The organism is Citrobacter sp. Cpo069, assembly GCF_030332785.1.
In the GTDB taxonomy this organism is placed as follows: Bacteria; Pseudomonadota; Gammaproteobacteria; order Enterobacterales; family Enterobacteriaceae; genus Citrobacter; species Citrobacter portucalensis.
This window is the reverse complement of record NZ_JAOWHD010000042.1, coordinates 476,132-494,992: the sequence shown is the minus strand read 5'-3', so window position 1 is coordinate 494,992 and position 18,861 is coordinate 476,132. Positions and strand designations below refer to the sequence as shown.

20 protein-coding genes are annotated in these 18,861 nt (G+C 54.7%); 13 read left to right on the top strand and 7 right to left on the bottom strand.

Annotated elements, in window-relative coordinates:
* Positions 1 to 256 precede the first annotated feature (256 nt).
* The 6 genes from OGY08_RS06800 to OGY08_RS06775 form a co-directional block, all read right to left on the bottom strand.
* The gene (locus tag OGY08_RS06800) at positions 257 to 859 is read right to left on the bottom strand and encodes a KpsF/GutQ family sugar-phosphate isomerase (protein ID WP_125363479.1); all 603 of its coding nucleotides are present in this window, start codon (positions 857 to 859) and stop codon (positions 257 to 259) included.
* Complete coding sequence (locus tag OGY08_RS06795; protein ID WP_008785469.1) at positions 856 to 2,493, bottom strand: FGGY-family carbohydrate kinase; 1,638 nt, start codon at positions 2,491 to 2,493, stop codon at positions 856 to 858. The genes OGY08_RS06800 and OGY08_RS06795 overlap by 4 nt, the downstream gene beginning before the upstream one ends.
* Positions 2,494 to 2,510: 17 nt before the next feature.
* Positions 2,511 to 3,464, bottom strand: coding sequence for an ABC transporter permease (locus tag OGY08_RS06790; RefSeq protein WP_008785468.1), 954 nt, complete (start codon positions 3,462 to 3,464; stop codon positions 2,511 to 2,513).
* Position 3,465: 1 nt separating this feature from the next.
* Positions 3,466 to 4,455 (bottom strand): ABC transporter permease, encoded by a 990-nt coding sequence (locus tag OGY08_RS06785; RefSeq protein ID WP_008785467.1) that lies wholly within the window; start codon positions 4,453 to 4,455, stop codon positions 3,466 to 3,468.
* Positions 4,448 to 5,956, bottom strand: coding sequence for a sugar ABC transporter ATP-binding protein (locus OGY08_RS06780; RefSeq protein ID WP_008785466.1), 1,509 nt, complete (start codon positions 5,954 to 5,956; stop codon positions 4,448 to 4,450). Before OGY08_RS06780 ends, OGY08_RS06785 begins: the two co-directional genes overlap by 8 nt.
* A 103-nt stretch (positions 5,957 to 6,059) precedes the next feature.
* On the bottom strand, positions 6,060 to 7,043 hold the full coding sequence (locus OGY08_RS06775) for an autoinducer 2 ABC transporter substrate-binding protein (RefSeq protein WP_003037665.1): 984 nt from the start codon (positions 7,041 to 7,043) through the stop codon (positions 6,060 to 6,062).
* A 420-nt stretch (positions 7,044 to 7,463) separates the two neighbouring features.
* Between OGY08_RS06775 and OGY08_RS06770 the strand changes: the two genes are divergently transcribed.
* Both OGY08_RS06770 and OGY08_RS06765 read left to right on the top strand, forming a co-directional pair.
* Positions 7,464 to 8,102 carry a DUF1007 family protein gene (locus OGY08_RS06770; RefSeq protein WP_032944224.1) on the top strand — a complete coding sequence of 213 codons (639 nt, stop codon included), beginning with the start codon at positions 7,464 to 7,466 and terminating at the stop codon, positions 8,100 to 8,102.
* Complete coding sequence (locus OGY08_RS06765; protein ID WP_125363480.1) at positions 8,093 to 9,073, top strand: nickel/cobalt transporter; 981 nt, start codon at positions 8,093 to 8,095, stop codon at positions 9,071 to 9,073. The genes OGY08_RS06770 and OGY08_RS06765 overlap by 10 nt, the downstream gene beginning before the upstream one ends.
* A 103-nt stretch (positions 9,074 to 9,176) precedes the next feature.
* On the opposite strand, the gene suhB is transcribed toward OGY08_RS06765, so the two are convergent.
* A complete protein-coding gene (gene suhB / locus OGY08_RS06760) occupies positions 9,177 to 9,980 on the bottom strand; it encodes an inositol-1-monophosphatase (protein ID WP_003835237.1) in 804 nt (267 codons plus the stop codon).
* A gap of 118 nt (positions 9,981 to 10,098) precedes the next feature.
* Between suhB and trmJ the strand changes: the two genes are divergently transcribed.
* From trmJ to sseB, 11 genes are all read left to right on the top strand, one after another.
* Complete coding sequence (trmJ, locus tag OGY08_RS06755; protein WP_003835235.1) at positions 10,099 to 10,830, top strand: tRNA (cytosine(32)/uridine(32)-2'-O)-methyltransferase TrmJ; 732 nt, start codon at positions 10,099 to 10,101, stop codon at positions 10,828 to 10,830.
* Positions 10,831 to 11,069: 239 nt separating this feature from the next.
* Entirely contained in the window at positions 11,070 to 11,561 is a 492-nt protein-coding gene (iscR, locus tag OGY08_RS06750; RefSeq protein ID WP_003037674.1) for a Fe-S cluster assembly transcriptional regulator IscR, read from the top strand.
* A 112-nt stretch (positions 11,562 to 11,673) separates the two neighbouring features.
* Positions 11,674 to 12,888, top strand: coding sequence for a cysteine desulfurase (iscS, locus tag OGY08_RS06745; RefSeq protein WP_003835233.1), 1,215 nt, complete (start codon positions 11,674 to 11,676; stop codon positions 12,886 to 12,888).
* 25 nt (positions 12,889 to 12,913) lie between these two features.
* A complete protein-coding gene (iscU, locus tag OGY08_RS06740) occupies positions 12,914 to 13,300 on the top strand; it encodes a Fe-S cluster assembly scaffold IscU (RefSeq protein WP_002913991.1) in 387 nt (128 codons plus the stop codon).
* 20 nt (positions 13,301 to 13,320) lie between these two features.
* Positions 13,321 to 13,644 (top strand): iron-sulfur cluster assembly protein IscA, encoded by a 324-nt coding sequence (gene iscA / locus OGY08_RS06735; protein ID WP_003835203.1) that lies wholly within the window; start codon positions 13,321 to 13,323, stop codon positions 13,642 to 13,644.
* 76 nt (positions 13,645 to 13,720) lie between these two features.
* Positions 13,721 to 14,236, top strand: coding sequence for a co-chaperone HscB (gene hscB, locus OGY08_RS06730; RefSeq protein ID WP_003835201.1), 516 nt, complete (start codon positions 13,721 to 13,723; stop codon positions 14,234 to 14,236).
* A gap of 15 nt (positions 14,237 to 14,251) precedes the next feature.
* Entirely contained in the window at positions 14,252 to 16,102 is a 1,851-nt protein-coding gene (gene hscA / locus OGY08_RS06725) for a Fe-S protein assembly chaperone HscA (RefSeq protein WP_003838439.1), read from the top strand.
* A 1-nt stretch (position 16,103) separates the two neighbouring features.
* Positions 16,104 to 16,439, top strand: coding sequence for an ISC system 2Fe-2S type ferredoxin (fdx, locus tag OGY08_RS06720; RefSeq protein WP_003037690.1), 336 nt, complete (start codon positions 16,104 to 16,106; stop codon positions 16,437 to 16,439).
* 11 nt (positions 16,440 to 16,450) lie between these two features.
* On the top strand, positions 16,451 to 16,651 hold the full coding sequence (gene iscX / locus OGY08_RS06715; protein WP_003037694.1) for a Fe-S cluster assembly protein IscX: 201 nt from the start codon (positions 16,451 to 16,453) through the stop codon (positions 16,649 to 16,651).
* A 61-nt stretch (positions 16,652 to 16,712) separates the two neighbouring features.
* On the top strand, positions 16,713 to 17,996 hold the full coding sequence (pepB, locus tag OGY08_RS06710) for an aminopeptidase PepB (protein ID WP_286565845.1): 1,284 nt from the start codon (positions 16,713 to 16,715) through the stop codon (positions 17,994 to 17,996).
* A 70-nt stretch (positions 17,997 to 18,066) separates the two neighbouring features.
* Positions 18,067 to 18,843: an enhanced serine sensitivity protein SseB gene (gene sseB / locus OGY08_RS06705; protein ID WP_016157136.1), complete on the top strand. Its 777-nt coding sequence runs from the start codon at positions 18,067 to 18,069 to the stop codon at positions 18,841 to 18,843.
* Positions 18,844 to 18,861 lie beyond the last annotated feature (18 nt).

The window sequence follows — 18,861 nt, the reverse complement described above, 5'->3', positions numbered from 1 at the left end:
CGTTGACGGCTGACCGGGTCTGCCCGCAGGGATGCGGGCAGAGGGGGCGGCCTGCATGGATGCAGGCTCGGCCCTGACCCGACAGGCAGACGGAATAAGACGAATGAATCGCGCAGCGACGATTTTCCGTGCCGGGAGCCTGGGTTGCAAGGGAGGCGGCGGTGAGCCTCTCTTGCCCGTTCACGGGTATCTGAATTTCAGAGAAATGACAGCGCTGAGGTGAACGGAACCCCATAGCGGAATTACATGTTCTCCATCACGGCTGCCCACGGCTCAGCGTTAATCCCACATCACCGCCGGGATGCACAGACAACAGCGTCTCCTTTGAGTAACCGCTTTCGCTCATCAGGCAGGCGCAGGCGGCGTCAAAGATAGCCAGCACCAGTAAAATTGAGGTGGTGGCCAACATGTTCAGCGGGTCGGCCTCACGCTGGACGCCGGTGGAAATCACCAGTCTCGACGCTTTAGCAATGGCTGAATCGGCGTTTTCAGTCACGCTCAGAATCGGCACATTTCGCGCATTCAGTCCGGGCAGCAGCCGGGTGAGTTCGTCCGAATTCCCCCCACGCGACAGCATAATCACCAGGTCGTTGGCGCGTAAAAAACCGAGATCGCCATGCGCCGCGTCCGTCGCGTTGAGGTAGATCGCCGGGCGTTCCACGCACGCAAGCATATGCGCCACTTTACGCGCTGCGATGCCGGAGGTACCTACGCCGGTGACGACGATTTTCCCCTGACAGCCGCGCAGCTCCGCCATCAGCGACTGCCAGAGCGGTTCAGTCAGATGCTGCCCCAGACCCGCCAGGGCATCGCTATAGAGCTGAAATACGCCGGTGGCCTGAGACCAGGAGTCGCTCATGCGTCCTCCTGCATCAACTGGCGGTATTTCATATGATCCTGATACATCTCGTGGAATACCCGATATTTGCGATCGTAGTACTGCTTAATGCGATTAGTCTGCGGGGTAACCGTTTTACCAATCCGGCTCATCGCCGACATCGCTTCCGGGAAGGTTTCGAATACACCCGCGGCGATAGTTCCCATCATGGCGCCACCCAGCAGCATGGCTTCGCTCTCTTCAGGCAGCAGCATCGCGCAGCCGGTGGCGTTGGCATGTTCCTGAACGAAGATTGGGTTTTTCGTCCCGCCGCCGCTGGCCATTATCGTATCGATGGTGTAGCCGCTTTGATTCATCGTTTCAATGATATGGCGGGTTCCCAGCGCAATAGCCTGGATGGTCGCAAGGTACTGTAGCGCCATATCTTCCGGCGTACGTGACAGTTTCAGTCCGGTGATTGCGCCCGTAAGCGTTGGGTTAGCGCGCGGCGAGCGGTTGCCGTGGAAATAGGGCAGGATGTGCATATCGCGGGTTAAAAATGCGATATCTTCCGGCTCACCGGCCATTTTACGCAATAGCGCATTCAGCACTTCGTAAATGGTCTGCCCCTGAGATTTAGCTTGCGCCAGCAGGGTTTCGTAGCAAGGATGCGACTGAATAACGTGGTCGATTAACGCCCCGGTTGCCGACTGTCCACCTTCGTTGAGCCAGTATTCTGGCAGCACGGCTGAGTAGTAAGGACCCCAAACGCCACCGATAAAACGCGGCTCTTTGGAAATCGCCATGTGTCCAGTGGAAGTGCCGCCAATCAGCGCGATACGACGGTCAAAATCCGCCACCTCGCCGGAAACACCGCTTGCCCCGAGCGTGCCGAGGGTACCGGCGTGGGCATCGATGATCGAGACGCTGACAGCGGTCCCCGGAATCAGCCCCATTTCGCTGGCGGCGCGCGCGGATAGCCCGTGACCGAGCGGTTCGCCCATGGTTTTCACGTAGCGACCAATTTTGGCGGCATCATGCTCCAGCAAATCTTCCAGCCCAATCTGGCGGAAATAGCTGGCATCCCATTTGTCTTCATGGCCCATATAGGTCCATTTACACACCGTCGAACACAATGAGCGCGTGTCATCGCCCGTTGCGCGCCAGGTCAGGAAATCGGGTAGGTCAAAGTAGTATCCCGCATTGGCCCAGGTGTTGGGCATATGTTGCTTCAGCCATAGCAGCTTGGGCGTTTGCATTTCTGGGGAGATAATACCACCAACGTAGTCCAGCACCCGATGATGCAGGGCGTTGATGCGCTCGGCCTGAGTAATGGCGCGGTGATCCATCCACACAATGATGTTCTGTTCGCTGCGCCCGGACGGGCTAATGGTCAGCGGTTTACCTTCTTTGTCCAGCACCACCAGTGAACAGGTCGCGTCAAAGCCCAGACCTTTCACCTGGATTGGGTTGATATCCGACTGGTTAATCGCATCGCGAACCGCGTTACACACCGCCTGCCAGATGTTATCGGAAGACTGCTCAACAAAATCGGCCTGCGGGCGGTAAATCTCGATGGCCCGACTGGCCTGACCGACCATTCTGCCGTTGAGATCAAACACGCCAGCACGTGCGCTTCCGGTTCCGACGTCCACACCAATAAAGTAACTTGCCATAATTTTTTCTCCTGAAATCAGGCTTTACGATTCTGTAATGCGATAAAGAGGATCAGCACCGCGCCCCACAGCGCCATCGTCAGATAGCTGCTGACCCCCAGCAAGTTAAGGCCGCTTTCCAGCATTTGCAGCACAATCAGTGCCAGCACCAGGCCGATAATGCGCCCGAAGCCGCCATCCGGGTTGATACCGCCGAGGACGGAGGCAAGGATGGTGACCAGCAGGTAGGATTCACCGTATCCGGCTTTAGCTGAGTTGAATTTCGCCATCATCAAAATGGCGGCGACCCAGCCGAGCAGGGCAGAAATCACGTACACCGAAATTTGTACCCGTACGGTATTCACGCCGCTGTAGCGGGTAGCCTGTTCATTGGAACCAACGAGATACAGGCTGCGCCCAAGAGTGGTGTGTTCCAGCAGTACCCACAGCAGGATTGCCACCAGGAAAAAGAGCAGTAGCGCCACCGGAATACCGGCAATCGTGGCGTTACCAAGGTACTGAATGGCGGTCGGGAAACCGGAAATCACTGTCCCGTTGGAAAGCAGAATATTCAGCCCGGAGATAAGCGTCATCGTGCCGAGCGTGGCGAGAATAGGCGAAACCCCGACCCAGGCAATCAGCGCACCGTTGAGCGTGCCGATAACCACCGCCACGGCAGCGCCTGCCAGCAGCGCTAGCACCAGAAACAGCGGGTTATCCGGATGGGTGACGATAATCGCCGCCATCACCAGCGAGCAGGCGTTCGCCCCGGCAATAATCGACAGGTTAATGCCGCCGGTCAGCATGGTCATGCCCATCCCGAGGGCCAGCATGCCGAGGATTGGTAGCTGTGAGCCAATCGACTGGAAGTTAGCGACGCTGAAAAAACGGCTGCCAAGCAGGGCCGAGAAGACCAGGGCGACGACCACAATAATCACGCATTGCAGACGAATGATGGCATCACCGGGTAAAAATCTGGCGATTGTTTTCATCTCAAAGCTCCCTTGCCAGTTTGCGTTTTTCGTTCCAGGCCGTGGCGCTAATGCTGACCAGGATAATGGCGCCGCTGAACACGGTGTGCCAGTAAGAGGAGACGCTAAGCAGCGTCAGGCCATTTTGTAAGAAGGCCAGCAGAACCACGCCGAGCAGGGTTCCGGTCAACGTACCGCGCCCGCCGCTCATGCTGGTTCCGCCGAGTACTACCGCCGCCAGCACCGTCAGCTCAAAGCCGAGCAGCGAATTGGGCGCAACTGACTGGGTGATTTGCGCCTGAACCACGGCGGCAACGCCTGCCAGAATGCCCATGTAGCCATAGACGTAAAAATGCAGCTTCAGCAGATTCAGCCCCAGGCGCGAGGCCGCGTCGCGGTTGCCGCCCATGGCGTAAACCTGACGGCCAAGACGGGTATAGTTCATCAGCACGGCGGTAAAAATGATCACCGCCGCCAGGCACAGCAGGGGGAGGGTCAAACCGTAGTCGTAGCCATCCGCCGCGGTGAATGAGAACCAGTTAATGCCGTTCATAAACCAGTCCGGGAAGCCGTACAGCCAGGTGCCTTTGGTGGCGTAAACCAGCAGACCGTAGTAGACGTTCAGCGTGGCGATGGTAATGATGATTGCCGGAACGCGTAGCCAATAGACCAGAAAACCGTTGATCAGCCCAAGCAGCAGGCCTACCGCAATAGCGATGATTAACGCCAGCGCGAAGTTGCCGCCGTGACCGATAACCCAACTGGCCATTGCATACTGGGCTATCGCGGTCATCGCCGGAAATGAGATGTCGATCCCACCGGAAATCAGCACCACAAACAGCCCACAGGCCAGGATGCCGAGAATCGCGTAGCTGGTGGCCACATCCGTCAGGTTCCCCAAAGACAAGAACTCGTCGGTGCTGATGCTCAGCCCAACGGCAAGGGCTACAACCAGCAGGCCCAGCCAGAACTCATGTTGCCCGATTAAACGGGAGAGATGCATCTTATTCATTGATTACCTCGACCACTTCAGCAATCTCCTCTTCACGGCATTGATGAGGATTAAATTCCGCCACCAGCTTGCCGCGACGCATTACCAGCACACGGTGGCTGTTGTAATACGCTTCCGGGATTTCATCGCAAATCATCAGCACCGCCATACCTTGTTCAGCCAAATCGCGGGCTATCTGGTAAATACCCTCTTTGTTGGCGATATCCACGCCGACGGTAGGCGAGTCGAGGATCAGGATGCGGGGATTGGTCGCCACCCATTTGGCAATGGCGATACGCTGGGCATTACCGCCGGAAAGGGTTTTGACCGGCAGGTGCGGATCGGACACTTTGATATTCAGTTCGCGGATTAAATCGGCGACCAACTTTTGCGCTTTACGATGATCGAGCAGACCGCTACCGGTGTGCAGTTGATCAAACACCGTGACGATGGTGTTGTCGTAGATCGACTGCTCCATGATCAGCCCCTGCGTCAGGCGATCTTCTGAGACATAGCCGATCCCGTGTTGGATGGCGTCATGGTTATTGCGCAGAGTAACCGGCTGACCGTTAATGCGAATCTCGCCGCTTTCCGGGTGCGTCATACCAAACAGGCTCAGACAAAGCTCAGTGCGCCCGGCACCCAGCAGACCAACAATGGAGACGATCTCGCCGCCGTGCAGCGACAGATTAATGTTTTGGTATTTGCCTCTGCGGCTCAGATTGCGCAGCTCAAGCAGCGGCTCTTGCTCAATCGCGGGCCTTTCCGGCAACGGGCTGTAGTGGAAGCGTTGTCCGGTCATCAGGAAGGCCAGCTCGTGGCTGTCGAGTTCGCTGGCAGGGTATGTACCCACCAGTTTGCCGTCGCGCATTACGCTGATGCGGTCAGCCACTTCCATCACCTCATCCAGACGATGGCTGACAAACACGACGCAAATTCCGGCCGCTTTCAGTTCATTAACTACTCGCAGCAGGCCATTAACCTCCTGGCGGGTTAGCGAAGCGGTGGGCTCGTCCATAATCACCAGACGCGCATCGGCGGCAATCGCCCGGCAAATGGCGACCAGCTGTCGATCAGCAATTGAGAGTTTTTCAACTTTTTTATCGGGATCGATATTCACCCCAATACGTTTCATGGCTGCCAGCGCCTGCTGCTTCATGGCGCCGCGACGCACCCAGATATCGCCACCTGGCAGATAGCGGTTGACCGCGATATTTTCTGCGACGCTAAAGTTGGGGAACAACGACAGGTCCTGATAAATAACCTGAATGCCATAATGGGAAGAGAGCTGCGGCGTCAGATGATGGAACAATTTTCCGTCGAGTAAAATCTGCGCGCCTTTTTCCGGATGATAAACCCCGGAGATCACTTTAATAATGGTACTTTTACCACAGCCGTTTTGACCCGCCAGACAGTGAACTTCGCCTTTTCTCAGCGTCAGATTCACGTTATCCAGCGCCAGCACGCCCGGGAATTGTTTGCTGATATTCTCAAGAGTGATAAATGCGGTGGTGTCTGCCATGGACAATACCCCTGCGCGCGTCCGGGGGGACGCTGAGTGTTAGTTTGGTTGATAGCGCCGACCAGACGGTCGGCGTTAAGGTTCCCTGGTGTTGGCTAAAGCCTTAGAAACCAAGTGATTGTGCGTTGTCTTTGGTGACTTCGAGGATCTTGTTAAAGCGGATCACTTTCTTCTCCGTGTCGATATCGGCTTTCCCTAAACCATCGATACTCAGATCGGCGTTCACTTCTTTGCCCTGCAACAGCTGATCGGCAACGGTGACCAGCGCGTAGCCCGCGTCTTTTGGATCCCACAGCAGCGCTTTTTTGATATCACCGCGCATCAGGTAAGGTGCTGCCTGCGCTGGCATAGCGATCCCGACGACGGCGATCTTATCTTTGGCGCGTTTTTTCTGCACAGCCTGACCCGCACCGATTGGACCCAGCGAGCCGAAGCCGATAATGCCCTTCATCTGCGGGTAGGTTTTCATCAGATCCAGCGTTGTGGCGTAGGATTTATCGATACTTTCCGCAACCGGCAGACGTGAAGTGACTTCGAACATTTCCGGATATTTTTCTTTCTGGTACTTAATTGCATAATCCGCCCACGCGTTATGCAGTGGGACCGTCAGCGAACCAACATAGATGGCATATCCGCCTTTGCCGCCCATATTTTTCGCTAACTCATCGACGTTAGCCTGTGCGTATTTTTCACTATCGATGGTTTCGATATCCCACTGGCCAATTTGCTCATCCGGGGATTCGTGCGTCAGCACCACGATGCCTTTATCGCGCGCTTTTTTCAGTACCGGCTCAAGGACCTTGGCATCATTCGGCACCACGATGATCGCATTAACGTTTTTGGCGATCAGATCCTCAATCACTTTCACCTGCTGCGCCGGGTCCGGCGTTGAAGGTCCGGTCTGGTAAGCATTCACATCCAGTTTTTTTGCTGCTTCATTTACGCCGGTTTCCATCCGGTTAAACCATGGGATCCCGGTGACTTTGGCAACCACAGCAATTTCATATTTTTCCGCCGCAAAGGACGTGCCGGACAACATGCATGCAGAAACCAGGGTTGCACTGAGTAATGCGAGTTTGAATTTCATAGTTGTACCTTTCGTAGGGGGCAGGACATGTCACGGCGTGAAGTTAACAATGAATGGAAGAGGGAATGAATCATAAGTTTGGTAAATGTGATATGCGCCCATTATTGTGAATTTATAGAAATAAAATGGTTAATAATTAGTTAAATTTGCATAGTTTTACATTCAGATTTTCAAATTAAGTGTTAATTAAATATTAAAATGAAACTATTAATTAACATTTTGTTATCATTTGACTTAAGTTTTGACGCCTAAAAGGTGTTTGGGGGGAATTTCCCGAAGAAGAAATTATCGAAATTGAGAACTGAATCGATACCGGAAAAGGGTGCTCAATATTTTTTCGTTCAATGGTATCCTCAGCACACTTTCGCCAAACCCGGCATCATTATTTGTGGCGGTGTAGATTTTCATCGTGGAGAACTCATGCAAGGCGTTAAACGTATCATTATCACGTTGTTTCTCGCTGTCCTGTCCTTTGGCGCAGGCGCGCATCCCCACAGCTTTATCCATCTGAAAACTGAGATAGTGAGCGAGAATGACCAGTTCGTCGCGCTGAAAATGCGCTGGACGATGGATGAAATTACCTCGGCGGATCTGCTTTACGATGCGGGAAATGCCAAACCTGGCGATGAGATCTGGAAGAAACTGGCGGCGGAAGTGATGGCCAACGTTCTCGGGCAGCACTATTTCACCGAAGTGTGGCACGACGGGAAAAAGGTAAAGTTTAAAAACAGGCCGACGGAATATGGCATGGCGCGGGAGGAACACCAGGCAGTGCTGACGTTCGTTTTGCCGCTGGCCGAAGCTCAGCCGCTGAGTGGTCAAAAATATACCATTTCAACCTTCGACCCGACCTACTACGTTGATATGAGCTATGACAAAGACAGCGACGCCAGGCTGGGGCAGGCCATAAGCCAGAAATGCCGGATTTCAGTACATACGCCGACGCCCAATGAACAAACGCTGAGCTTTGCGCAGTCGCTGGATAAAGAAGACGCACCGCCGGAGGATATGGAGTTGGGTAAACAGTTTGCACAGACGGTAACGCTGCAATGTCAGTAGTTTATCAACAACGTGCAGCCAGACGTCGCTGGCTGACGCTATGGCCGCTGGCTGTCTTTTTGCTGTTGGCGGCAGGCGGCATACTGTGGCTATGGCAGGCCTGGCCGCAGGTGATGATGAAAAGTGTCGTCTGGCAGCGCGACGTTAACCAACAGATGAGCGGGTTGCTGAAAGCAGTTGCCGCCAATCCGGCCCAGGCCGGGGGATCGCTGCTGCTGTTTAGTTTTCTCTACGGCGTTCTGCATGCGCTGGGGCCGGGACATGGAAAAGTCGTCATTACCACCTGGCTGGCAACGCACCCCTCGAAGCTGAAGTCGAGTATTGGCCTGACGCTAGCCTCATCTTTATTACAGGGGCTGGTCGCTATCGGACTGGTGGTTGTGGTGCTTACCATCTTGCAGTTGCCTGCACGACAGCTACATATGAGTAGTTTCTGGCTGGAGAAAGGGAGTTATGCGCTGGTTGGCGTGTTGGGCGTTTTATTGTGCGTCCGTGCGCTGAAGAAATTGCGCCAGCTGCTGCGCCGCCCAAAATTCACTACCTTCACGCCGCATCATGTGCATCACGAGGGTTGCGGCTGCGGGCATCAGCATTTGCCCGATCCTGAACAGCTGCAAAGTGGTGATGACTGGCGTGCCCGGTTGATGATCGTGCTGTCTATGGGGATGCGCCCGTGCTCGGGGGCCATCATGGTTTTACTGTTCAGCAAAGTGGTTGGCGTGTTTAGCTGGGGGATGGCGTCGGCGCTGGCGATGGCGGCAGGAACCTCTTTGACGATTACGTCACTGGCTCTGCTGGTACACAGTTTCCGCTCGCTGGCGGTGAAACTTAGCGGGCATAAAGCGCCGGTATTGTGGCGACAGATTGGCTGGACGACGCTGGCGTTAGCTGGTGGTGCGGTGCTGATCGCTGCTGCGGTAGTGATGTGGATGAGTGCGGTGCCGGTAGGGCGAGGGATAAGACCGTTTTAGCACTGTTGTAGGATGAATGCCTGATGGCGCTTCGCTTATCAGGCCTACGGGGAACTTCCCTGGTAGGCCGGATAAGGCGCTAGCCGCCATCCGGCATCAACGATTAACGCTTCAGCGCATCGCTCAGTTCGTCACGCATGTTAGCCAGCATGGCTTTCACTACGCGCGGGTTACCTGCAACGATGTTGCCGGTCGCCATGTAGTTATGACCACCGGTAAAGTCGCAAACCAGTGCGCCAGCTTCACGGGCAATCAGCTCACCTGCGGCGAAATCCCACGGGCGCAGGCCAATTTCGAAATAACCGTCAACGCGGGCTGCGGCAACGTAGGCCAGATCCAGCGCAGCAGAACCGGTGCGGCGGAAGTCCGCGCATTCGGTAAACATGTTGCCCAGAATTTTCATGTAAGAAGCGGCGTGCTGTTTGGCTTTGAACGGGAAACCGGTGGCGATGATGGTGCCATCCAGATCGCGGGCGGTGCTGCCACGCAGGCGGTAGCCGTTCAGCTGTGCGCCCTGGCCACGGGTTGCGGTGAACAGTTCGTTACGCATTGGATCGTAAACAACGGCGACTTCAGTACGGCCTTTGATGCGTACTGCGATGGATACCGCGAAGTGCGGCAGACGTTTTACGAAGTTGGTGGTGCCATCCAGTGGATCGATAACCCATTGAACATCCAAATCTTCACCAACATGTTCACCGCTTTCTTCGGTGATGATGGTGTGCTGTGGGTAAGATTTGCGAATCGTTTCGATAATAATCGCTTCGGCGGCTTTATCGACGTTAGTCACGAAATCATTGCTGCCTTTCTGGCTGGTTTCTACAGAGTCTGGGGTTTCGTAGTGTTTGGCAATTACATTACCCGCCTTGCGCGCTGCGCGCACGGCGATGGTCAGCATCGGATGCATCGGTCTCTCTCACTGGATGTTAAAGAACGGGAAAACGGCGCAGAGTATAGCAGCGAGTTCGGAATATGTCTTCGTTTTATGATAATATGCCCGAATAATCTTTAGCCGAAGAAATACAATGCTGCAAAATATTCGAATCGTGCTGGTGGAAACCTCTCACACTGGCAACATGGGCTCTGTAGCCCGCGCAATGAAAACCATGGGTTTAACCAATCTGTGGCTGGTAAATCCACTGGTTAAACCGGACTCCCAGGCCATCGCCCTGGCAGCGGGTGCCAGTGATGTGATCGGCAGCGCGCAGATCGTCGATACGCTCGATGAAGCCCTGGCGGGCTGTAGCCTGGTGGTAGGCACCAGTGCGCGTTCCCGCACGCTGCCGTGGCCGATGCTGGATCCGCGTGAATGCGGTTTAAAAAGTGTCTCTGAAGCGACGAACTCGCCGGTGGCGCTGGTCTTTGGTCGTGAACGTGTTGGTCTGACCAACGAAGAGCTGCAGAAGTGCCATTATCACGTCGCCATTGCCGCGAACCCGGAATACAGTTCGCTCAACCTGGCGATGGCAGTGCAGGTCATCTCTTATGAAGTGCGCATGGCCTGGCTGGCGACGCAGGAAAGCGACAAGACCGTAGATTACGAAGAAGCAGAGTATCCGCTGGTCGATGATTTAGAGCGTTTTTACGGTCATCTGGAGCAAACGCTGCTATCGACCGGGTTTATCCGCGAAGGGCACCCGGGGCAGGTGATGAATAAACTGCGCCGTCTGTTCACGCGCGCGCGTCCAGAGAGCCAGGAGCTGAACATCCTGCGCGGGATTTTAGCTTCAATCGAGCAGCAGAATAAAAGCAAGTAACTGTACTAATGCCGGATGCGCTTCGCTTATCCGGCCTACAGGCCGCACGATTTGCAGGCCGGATAAACGAAGCGCATCCGGCAAGTGAAAATGGCACTGAAGGTTAAATACCTGACTAAATTAGTCAAGTAAATAGTTGACTGATTTAGTCGGGAATGTCAGACTTGCCCCTGCTATGCAATACCCCCATTTTACAATAAAAAACCCCGGGCAGGGGCGAGTTTGAGGCTAAGTAAGACATGAGACTGACATCAAAAGGGCGTTATGCCGTGACCGCAATGTTGGACGTTGCGCTCAACTCCGAAACGGGCCCGGTACCGTTGGCTGATATTTCTGAACGTCAGGGAATTTCCCTGTCATATCTGGAGCAGCTGTTTTCCCGTTTGCGTAAAAACGGTCTGGTTTCCAGCGTACGTGGACCAGGCGGCGGGTATCTGCTGGGTAAAGATGCCGGCAGCATCGCAGTAGGTGAAGTGATTAGCGCTGTTGACGAGTCTGTAGATGCGACCCGTTGCCAGGGCAAAGGCGGTTGTCAGGGCGGCGATAAATGCCTGACCCACGCGCTGTGGCGCGATCTGAGCGATCGTCTGACCGGTTTCCTCAACAACATTACGTTGGGCGAACTGGTAAATAATCAGGAAGTCCTGGATGTGTCTGGTCGCCAGCATACCCATGACGCTCCACGCACTAATCGTGCTCAAGACGCGATCGACGTTAAGTTACGCGCATAATAAAAGTATTTTAGAATCAGGCCGGGGTGCTACACACCCCGTTAACTCGGTCGTACATCCAGCCGGTTGCCTGATTCCTTGCATTGAAGCGATGTACGGAGTTTATAGAGCAATGAAATTACCGATCTATCTCGACTACTCCGCAACCACGCCGGTGGACCCGCGTGTTGCCGAGAAAATGATGCAGTGTCTGACCCTGGACGGAAACTTTGGTAACCCAGCGTCTCGTTCACACCGTTTCGGCTGGCAGGCTGAAGAGGCGGTAGATATCGCCCGTAACCAGATTGCCGACCTCGTGGGCGCTGACCCGCGTGAAATCGTATTTACTTCCGGTGCGACTGAATCCGATAACCTGGCGATTAAAGGTGCTGCCAACTTTTATCAGAAAAAAGGCAAGCACATCATCACCAGCAAAACCGAACACAAAGCCGTGCTGGATACCTGTCGTCAGCTGGAGCGCGAAGGGTTCGAAGTCACCTACCTCGCCCCGCAGCGTAACGGCATTATCGACCTGAAAGAACTTGAAGCGGCAATGCGTGACGACACCATTCTTGTGTCCATCATGCACGTGAACAACGAAATCGGCGTGGTGCAGGATATCGCGACTATCGGCGAAATGTGCCGTGCTCGCGGCATCATCTATCACGTTGATGCGACCCAGAGCGTGGGCAAACTGCCTATCGATCTGAGCCAACTGAAAGTTGACCTGATGTCCTTCTCCGGCCACAAAATCTATGGTCCGAAAGGTATCGGCGCGCTGTACGTTCGTCGTAAACCGCGTATTCGTATTGAAGCGCAGATGCACGGCGGCGGTCACGAGCGCGGTATGCGTTCCGGTACGCTGCCTGTGCACCAGATCGTCGGCATGGGTGAAGCATACCGTATCGCTAAAGAAGAGATGGAAACCGAGATGGCGCGCCTGCGCAGTCTGCGTAACCGTCTGTGGAACGGCGTGAAAGATATGGAAGAGGTGTACCTCAACGGTGACCTCGAGCAGGGCGCACCGAACATTCTCAACGTCAGCTTCAACTTTGTTGAAGGCGAGTCGCTGATTATGGCGCTGAAAGACCTGGCTGTATCCTCCGGTTCTGCATGTACTTCTGCAAGCCTGGAGCCATCCTACGTGCTGCGCGCGCTGGGGATGACCGACGAGCTGGCACACAGCTCAATTCGTTTCTCTTTAGGTCGTTTCACTACCGAAGAAGAGATTGACTACGCCATCAATCTGGTTCGCAACTCCATCGGCCGCCTGCGCGACCTTTCTCCGCTGTGGGAAATGTTCAAACAGGGCGTGGATCTGAACAGCATTGAATGGTCACATCACTAATCGGTACCGATAAGGAGAATTCAGCATGGCTTACAGCGAAAAAGTAATCGATCATTACGAGAATCCACGTAACGTGGGCTCTTTTGATAACAGCGACGAGAACGTGGGCAGCGGCATGGTGGGTGCACCGGCCTGTGGCGACGTGATGAAGTTGCAGATCAAAGTCAACAATGAGGGTATCATTGAAGACGCGCGTTTCAAGACTTACGGCTGCGGTTCCGCTATTGCTTCCAGCTCTCTGGTTACCGAATGGGTAAAAGGGAAATCTCTGGATGAAGCACAGGCGATTAAAAACACCGATATCGCCGACGAGCTTGAACTGCCACCGGTGAAAATTCACTGCTCTATTCTGGCTGAAGACGCGATTAAAGCCGCGATTGCGGATTACAAAAGCAAACGTGAAGCAAAATAATTAAGAGTTGAGGTTTTATTATGTCGATTACCTTAAGCGACAGTGCAGCAGCGCGTGTAAATACCTTCCTGGCAAACCGCGGTAAAGGGTTTGGTCTGCGTCTGGGCGTGAGAACCTCCGGCTGCTCAGGTATGGCCTATGTACTGGAATTTGTTGACGAGCCGGCGGCTGAAGATACCGTGTTTGAAGACAAAGGCGTAAAAGTCGTGATCGACGGTAAGAGCCTGCAATTCCTCGACGGTACGCAGTTAGACTTCGTCAAAGAAGGTCTGAACGAAGGGTTTAAGTTCACTAACCCGAACGTGAAAGACGAATGTGGATGCGGCGAAAGCTTCCACGTGTAACGTGCGTCACCCGAAAACCCCACCGTGGCTTCGCTACGTGTGGGGTTTGTTCTAACAGGCTACCCCTGAGAATGTTATGGACTACTTCACCCTCTTTGGCTTACCGGCCCGTTATCAGCTCGATACTCAGGCGCTGAGCCTACGTTTTCAGGATCTACAACGTCAGTATCATCCTGATAAATTCGCCAGCGGTTCCCAGGCGGAACAACTTGCTGCGGTTTCGCAGTCCGCCACTATCAACCAGGCCTGGCAAACGCTGCGCCATCCTTTGATGCGCGCCGAATACTTATTGTCTTTACACGGTTTTGATATCCGCAGCGAGCAGCACACGGTGCGCGATACCGCGTTCCTGATGGAGCAACTGGAGCTGCGTGAAGAGCTGGACGAGATTGAACAGGCAAAAGACAGTCAACGTTTAGATGCGTTTATGAAACGCGTCAGCGAAATGTATAACGTTCGCCATCAACTGATGGTGGAACAGCTGGATAGCGAGACGTGGGACGCAGCGGCAGATACCGTGCGTAAGCTGCGTTTTCTCGATAAACTGCGAAGCAGTGCAGAACAACTCGAAGAAAAACTGCTCGATTTTTAATTTCCGGAAGCGAAAATGGCCTTATTACAAATTAGTGAGCCTGGTCTGAGCGCCGCGCCGCACCAGCGTCGTCTGGCGGTAGGTATCGATTTAGGCACCACCAACTCCCTGGTTGCTACCGTACGCAGCGGCCAGGCCGAAACGCTGGCAGACCATGAAGGTCGCCACCTGTTGCCGTCAGTGGTTCACTATCAGCAGCAGGGCTACTCTGTCGGTTACGATGCCCGCGCCAATGCAGCGTTGGATACGGCAAACACCGTTAGCTCGGTAAAACGCATGATGGGCCGCTCTCTGGCGGATATCCAGGCGCGTTACCCGCATCTGCCATATACGTTCCAGGCGAGCGAAAACGGTCTGCCGATGATTGAAACCGCTGCCGGTTTGCTTAATCCGGTGCGCGTCTCCGCTGATATTCTGAAAGCGCTGGCCGCGCGGGCTACCGAATCGCTGTCCGGCGAACTGGACGGCGTGGTAATCACCGTTCCGGCTTACTTTGACGATGCACAGCGTCAGGGGACCAAAGACGCCGCGCGTCTGGCGGGCCTGCACGTATTGCGTCTGCTGAACGAACCGACCGCAGCGGCGATCGCGTATGGTCTGGACTCCGGTCAGGAAGGCGTGATCGCAGTCTACGATCTTGGCGGCGGTACGTTTGATATTTCTATTCTGCGCCTGAGCCGTGGCGTGTTTGAAGTGCTGGCGACCGGTGGTGATTCCGCGCTCGGCGGCGACGATTTTGACCATCTGCTGGCCGATTACATTCGCGAGCAGGCGGGCGTGGCCGATCGCAGCGATAACCGCGTACAGCGCGAACTGCTGGATGCCGCGATTGCAGCGAAAATCGCACTTAGCGACGCTGATTCTGTAACGGTTAACGTGGCTGGATGGCAGGGTGAAATCACCCGTGAAACCTTTAATGAACTCATTTCCGCACTGGTCAAGCGTACGCTGCTGGCCTGCCGTCGCGCGCTGAAAGATGCGGGCGTGGAGCCGCAAGATGTTCTGGAAGTGGTGATGGTTGGCGGTTCAACTCGCGTGCCTCTGGTACGTGAGCGCGTCGGTGAATTTTTTGGCCGCACGCCGCTGACCTCTATTGACCCGGACAAAGTGGTCGCTATCGGTGCGGCAATCCAGGCGGATATTCTGGTCGGAAATAAACCGGACAGCGAAATGCTGCTGCTGGACGTTATCCCGCTGTCTCTGGGACTGGAAACCATGGGCGGTCTGGTGGAGAAAGTGATCCCGCGTAACACCACTATCCCAGTGGCGCGCGCGCAGGACTTTACCACCTTTAAAGATGGCCAAACCGCGATGTCCATTCACGTGATGCAGGGCGAGCGTGAGCTGGTGCAGGACTGTCGTTCACTGGCGCGTTTTGCGCTGCGCGGCATCCCGGCATTGCCAGCAGGCGGTGCGCACATCCGCGTGACCTTCCAGGTGGATGCCGATGGGTTGCTGAGCGTCACCGCCATGGAGAAATCCACAGGCGTTGAGTCCTCAATCCAGGTTAAACCGTCCTACGGTCTGACCGACAGTGAAATCGCCTCCATGATTCAGGATTCGATGAGTTTTGCCGAGCAGGACGTTAAAGCCCGTATGCTGGCAGAACAGAAAGTCGAAGCGGCACGCGTACTGGAGAGTTTATCCGGTGCGCTGAACGCTGATGCCGCGCTGTTAAGCGCCGCAGAACGTCAGGCTATCGACACCGCCGCCGCGCACTTGAGCGAGGTTGCACAGGGTGACGATGTTGACGCGATAGAACAAGCCATTAAAAACGTAGACAAACAAACCCAGGAATTCGCCGCTCGCCGCATGGACAAATCCGTCCGTAGCGCGCTGAAAGGCCATTCCGTGGACGAGGTTTAATATGCCAAAGATTGTTATTTTGCCTCATCAGGATCTCTGTCCCGATGGCGCAGTTCTGGAAGCTGAGACCGGCGAAACCATTCTCGACGTTGCCCTGCGTAACGGGATCGAGATTGAACACGCCTGTGAAAAATCCTGTGCCTGCACTACCTGCCACTGCATCGTGCGTGAAGGTTTTGATTCTTTGCCGGAAAGCACAGAAGAAGAAGACGACATGCTGGATAAAGCCTGGGGACTGGAGCCGGAGAGCCGTTTAAGCTGTCAGGCGCGGGTAACCGAGGACGATTTAGTGGTCGAAATCCCACGTTACACAATCAATCATGCGCGTGAGCATTAACAGAGGGTAGTATGGGACTGAAGTGGACCGATAGCCGCGAAATCGGCGAGGCGCTGTATGACGCTTTCCCCGATCTCGATCCCAAGACCGTTCGTTTCACCGATCTGCACCAGTGGATCTGTGACCTGGAAGAGTTCGATGATGATCCTCAGGCATCGAACGAAAAAATCCTTGAGGCCATTTTGCTGGTCTGGCTGGACGAAGCCGAATAAGTCAACGGGCTGCCCACGGGTGGCCCGTTTTCCTGTATGCGCGAAAATAAGGATAAATAAAATGACAGAAGCCATGAAAATTACGCTTTCCACGCAACCCGCCGATGCCCGCTGGGGTGAAAAGGCGACATACAGCATTAATAATGACGGCATGACCCTGCACCTGAACGGAAAAGATGACCTCGGCCTTATCCAGCGTGCTGCGCGTAAAATCGACGGCCTGGGTATTAAACACGTTCAACTGGACGGTGAAGGCTGGGATACCGAACGTAGCTGGGCGTTCTGGCAGGGCTACAAGGGACCAAAAGGCACCCGCAAAGTTGAGTGGGCCGCTCTGGACGAAGCGCAGCGCAAAGAGCTGGATAGCCGTCTGAAGATTATTGACTGGGTGCGTGATACCATTAATGCCCCGGCAGAAGAGCTGGGCCCGGAACAGCTGGCGCAGCGCGCTGTTGATCTGCTGTGCTCCGTCGCGTGCGATAACGTCTCTTACCGCATCACCAAAGGTGAAGATCTGCGCGAGCAGAACTACATGGGCCTGCATACCGTGGGTCGCGGATCTGAACGTCCTCCAGTGCTGCTGGCGCTGGACTACAACCCAACAGGCGACAAAGAAGCCCCGGTTTATGCCTGCCTGGTTGGTAAGGGAATTACTTTTGATTCCGGTGGTTACAGCATCAAGCAAAGCGCATTTATGGACTCAATGAAGTCCGACATGGGCGGTGCGGCAACGGTCACCGGCGCGTTGGCATTTGCCATCACCCGTGGTCTGAACAAGCGCGTGAAGCTGTATCTGTGCTGCGCGGATAACCTGATTAGCGGCAACGCCTTTAAGCTCGGCGACATTATTCACTATCGCAACGGTAAAAAAGTTGAAGTGATGAATACCGATGCCGAAGGACGTCTGGTGCTGGCCGATGGCCTGATCGATGCCAGTGCGCAGAAACCGGAACTGATCATTGATGCTGCCACGCTGACCGGCGCGGCGAAAACCGCGCTGGGCAACGATTACCACGCGCTGTTTAGCTTTGATGATCAGCTGGCTGCTCGCCTGCTGGCAAGTGCGGCGCAAGAAAACGAACCGTTCTGGCGTCTGCCGCTGGCAGAGTTTCACCGTAGCCAGTTGCCGTCGAACTTTGCCGAACTGAATAACACCGGTAGCGCGGCTTACCCGGCTGGCGCAAGCACCGCGGCGGGCTTCCTGTCCCATTTCGTGGAAAACTACCAGCAGGGCTGGCTGCATATCGACTGTTCCGCAACCTATCGCAAAGCGCCGGTTGAGCAGTGGTCTGCGGGCGCAACCGGTCTGGGTGTGCGCACGATTGCGAATCTGCTGACCGCATAATTTATTACTGTATTGCCGGATGGCGCTACGCTTATCCGGCCTACATGTATTCATCCAATTTGTGATACTTATGTCCGAAACAAAAAACGAATTAGAAACATTGCTGGAACAAGCGGCAACAGAGCCTGCGCATCGTCCGGCATTTTTCCGTACTTTACTGGAATCCACAGTCTGGGTGCCGGGTACTGCCGCAGAAGGCGAGGCGGTGGTTGAAGACAGCGCTCTCGACCTGCAGCACTGGGAAAAAGAAGACGGAACGACCGTGATCCCGTTCTTCACTTCTCTGGAAGCCCTGCAGCAGGCGGTGGAAGATGAGCAAGCATTTGTCGTTATGCCGGTGCGTACGTTGTTTGAAATGACGCTCGGCGAAACGCTCTTTCTCAACGCGAAACTGCCGACCGGCAAAGAATTTATGCCGCGTGAAATCAGCCTGCTGATGGGGGAAGAGGGGAATCCGCTCAGCACCCAGGAAGTACTGGAAGGCGGTGAATCGCTGATCCTCTCTGAAGTCGCTGAACCTCCGGCGCAGATGATTGACTCGCTGACTACGCTGTTTAAAACCATTAAGCCGGTAAAACGCGCGTTTCTCTGCTCAATCAAAGAAAGCGCGGAAGCCCAGCCGAATCTGCTGATTGGTATTGAAGCGGAAGGGGATATTGAAGAGATCATCCACGCTGCTGGCAGCGTCGCGACCGATACGCTCCCGGGCGATGAACCTATTGATATCTGCCAGGTGAAGAAGGGTGAGAAGGGCGTGAGCCACTTTATCACTGAGCATATCGCACCGTTCTACGAACGCCGCTGGGGCGGTTTCCTGCGCGACTTTAAACAGAACCGGATTATCTAAATTGTAGGCCGGATAAGC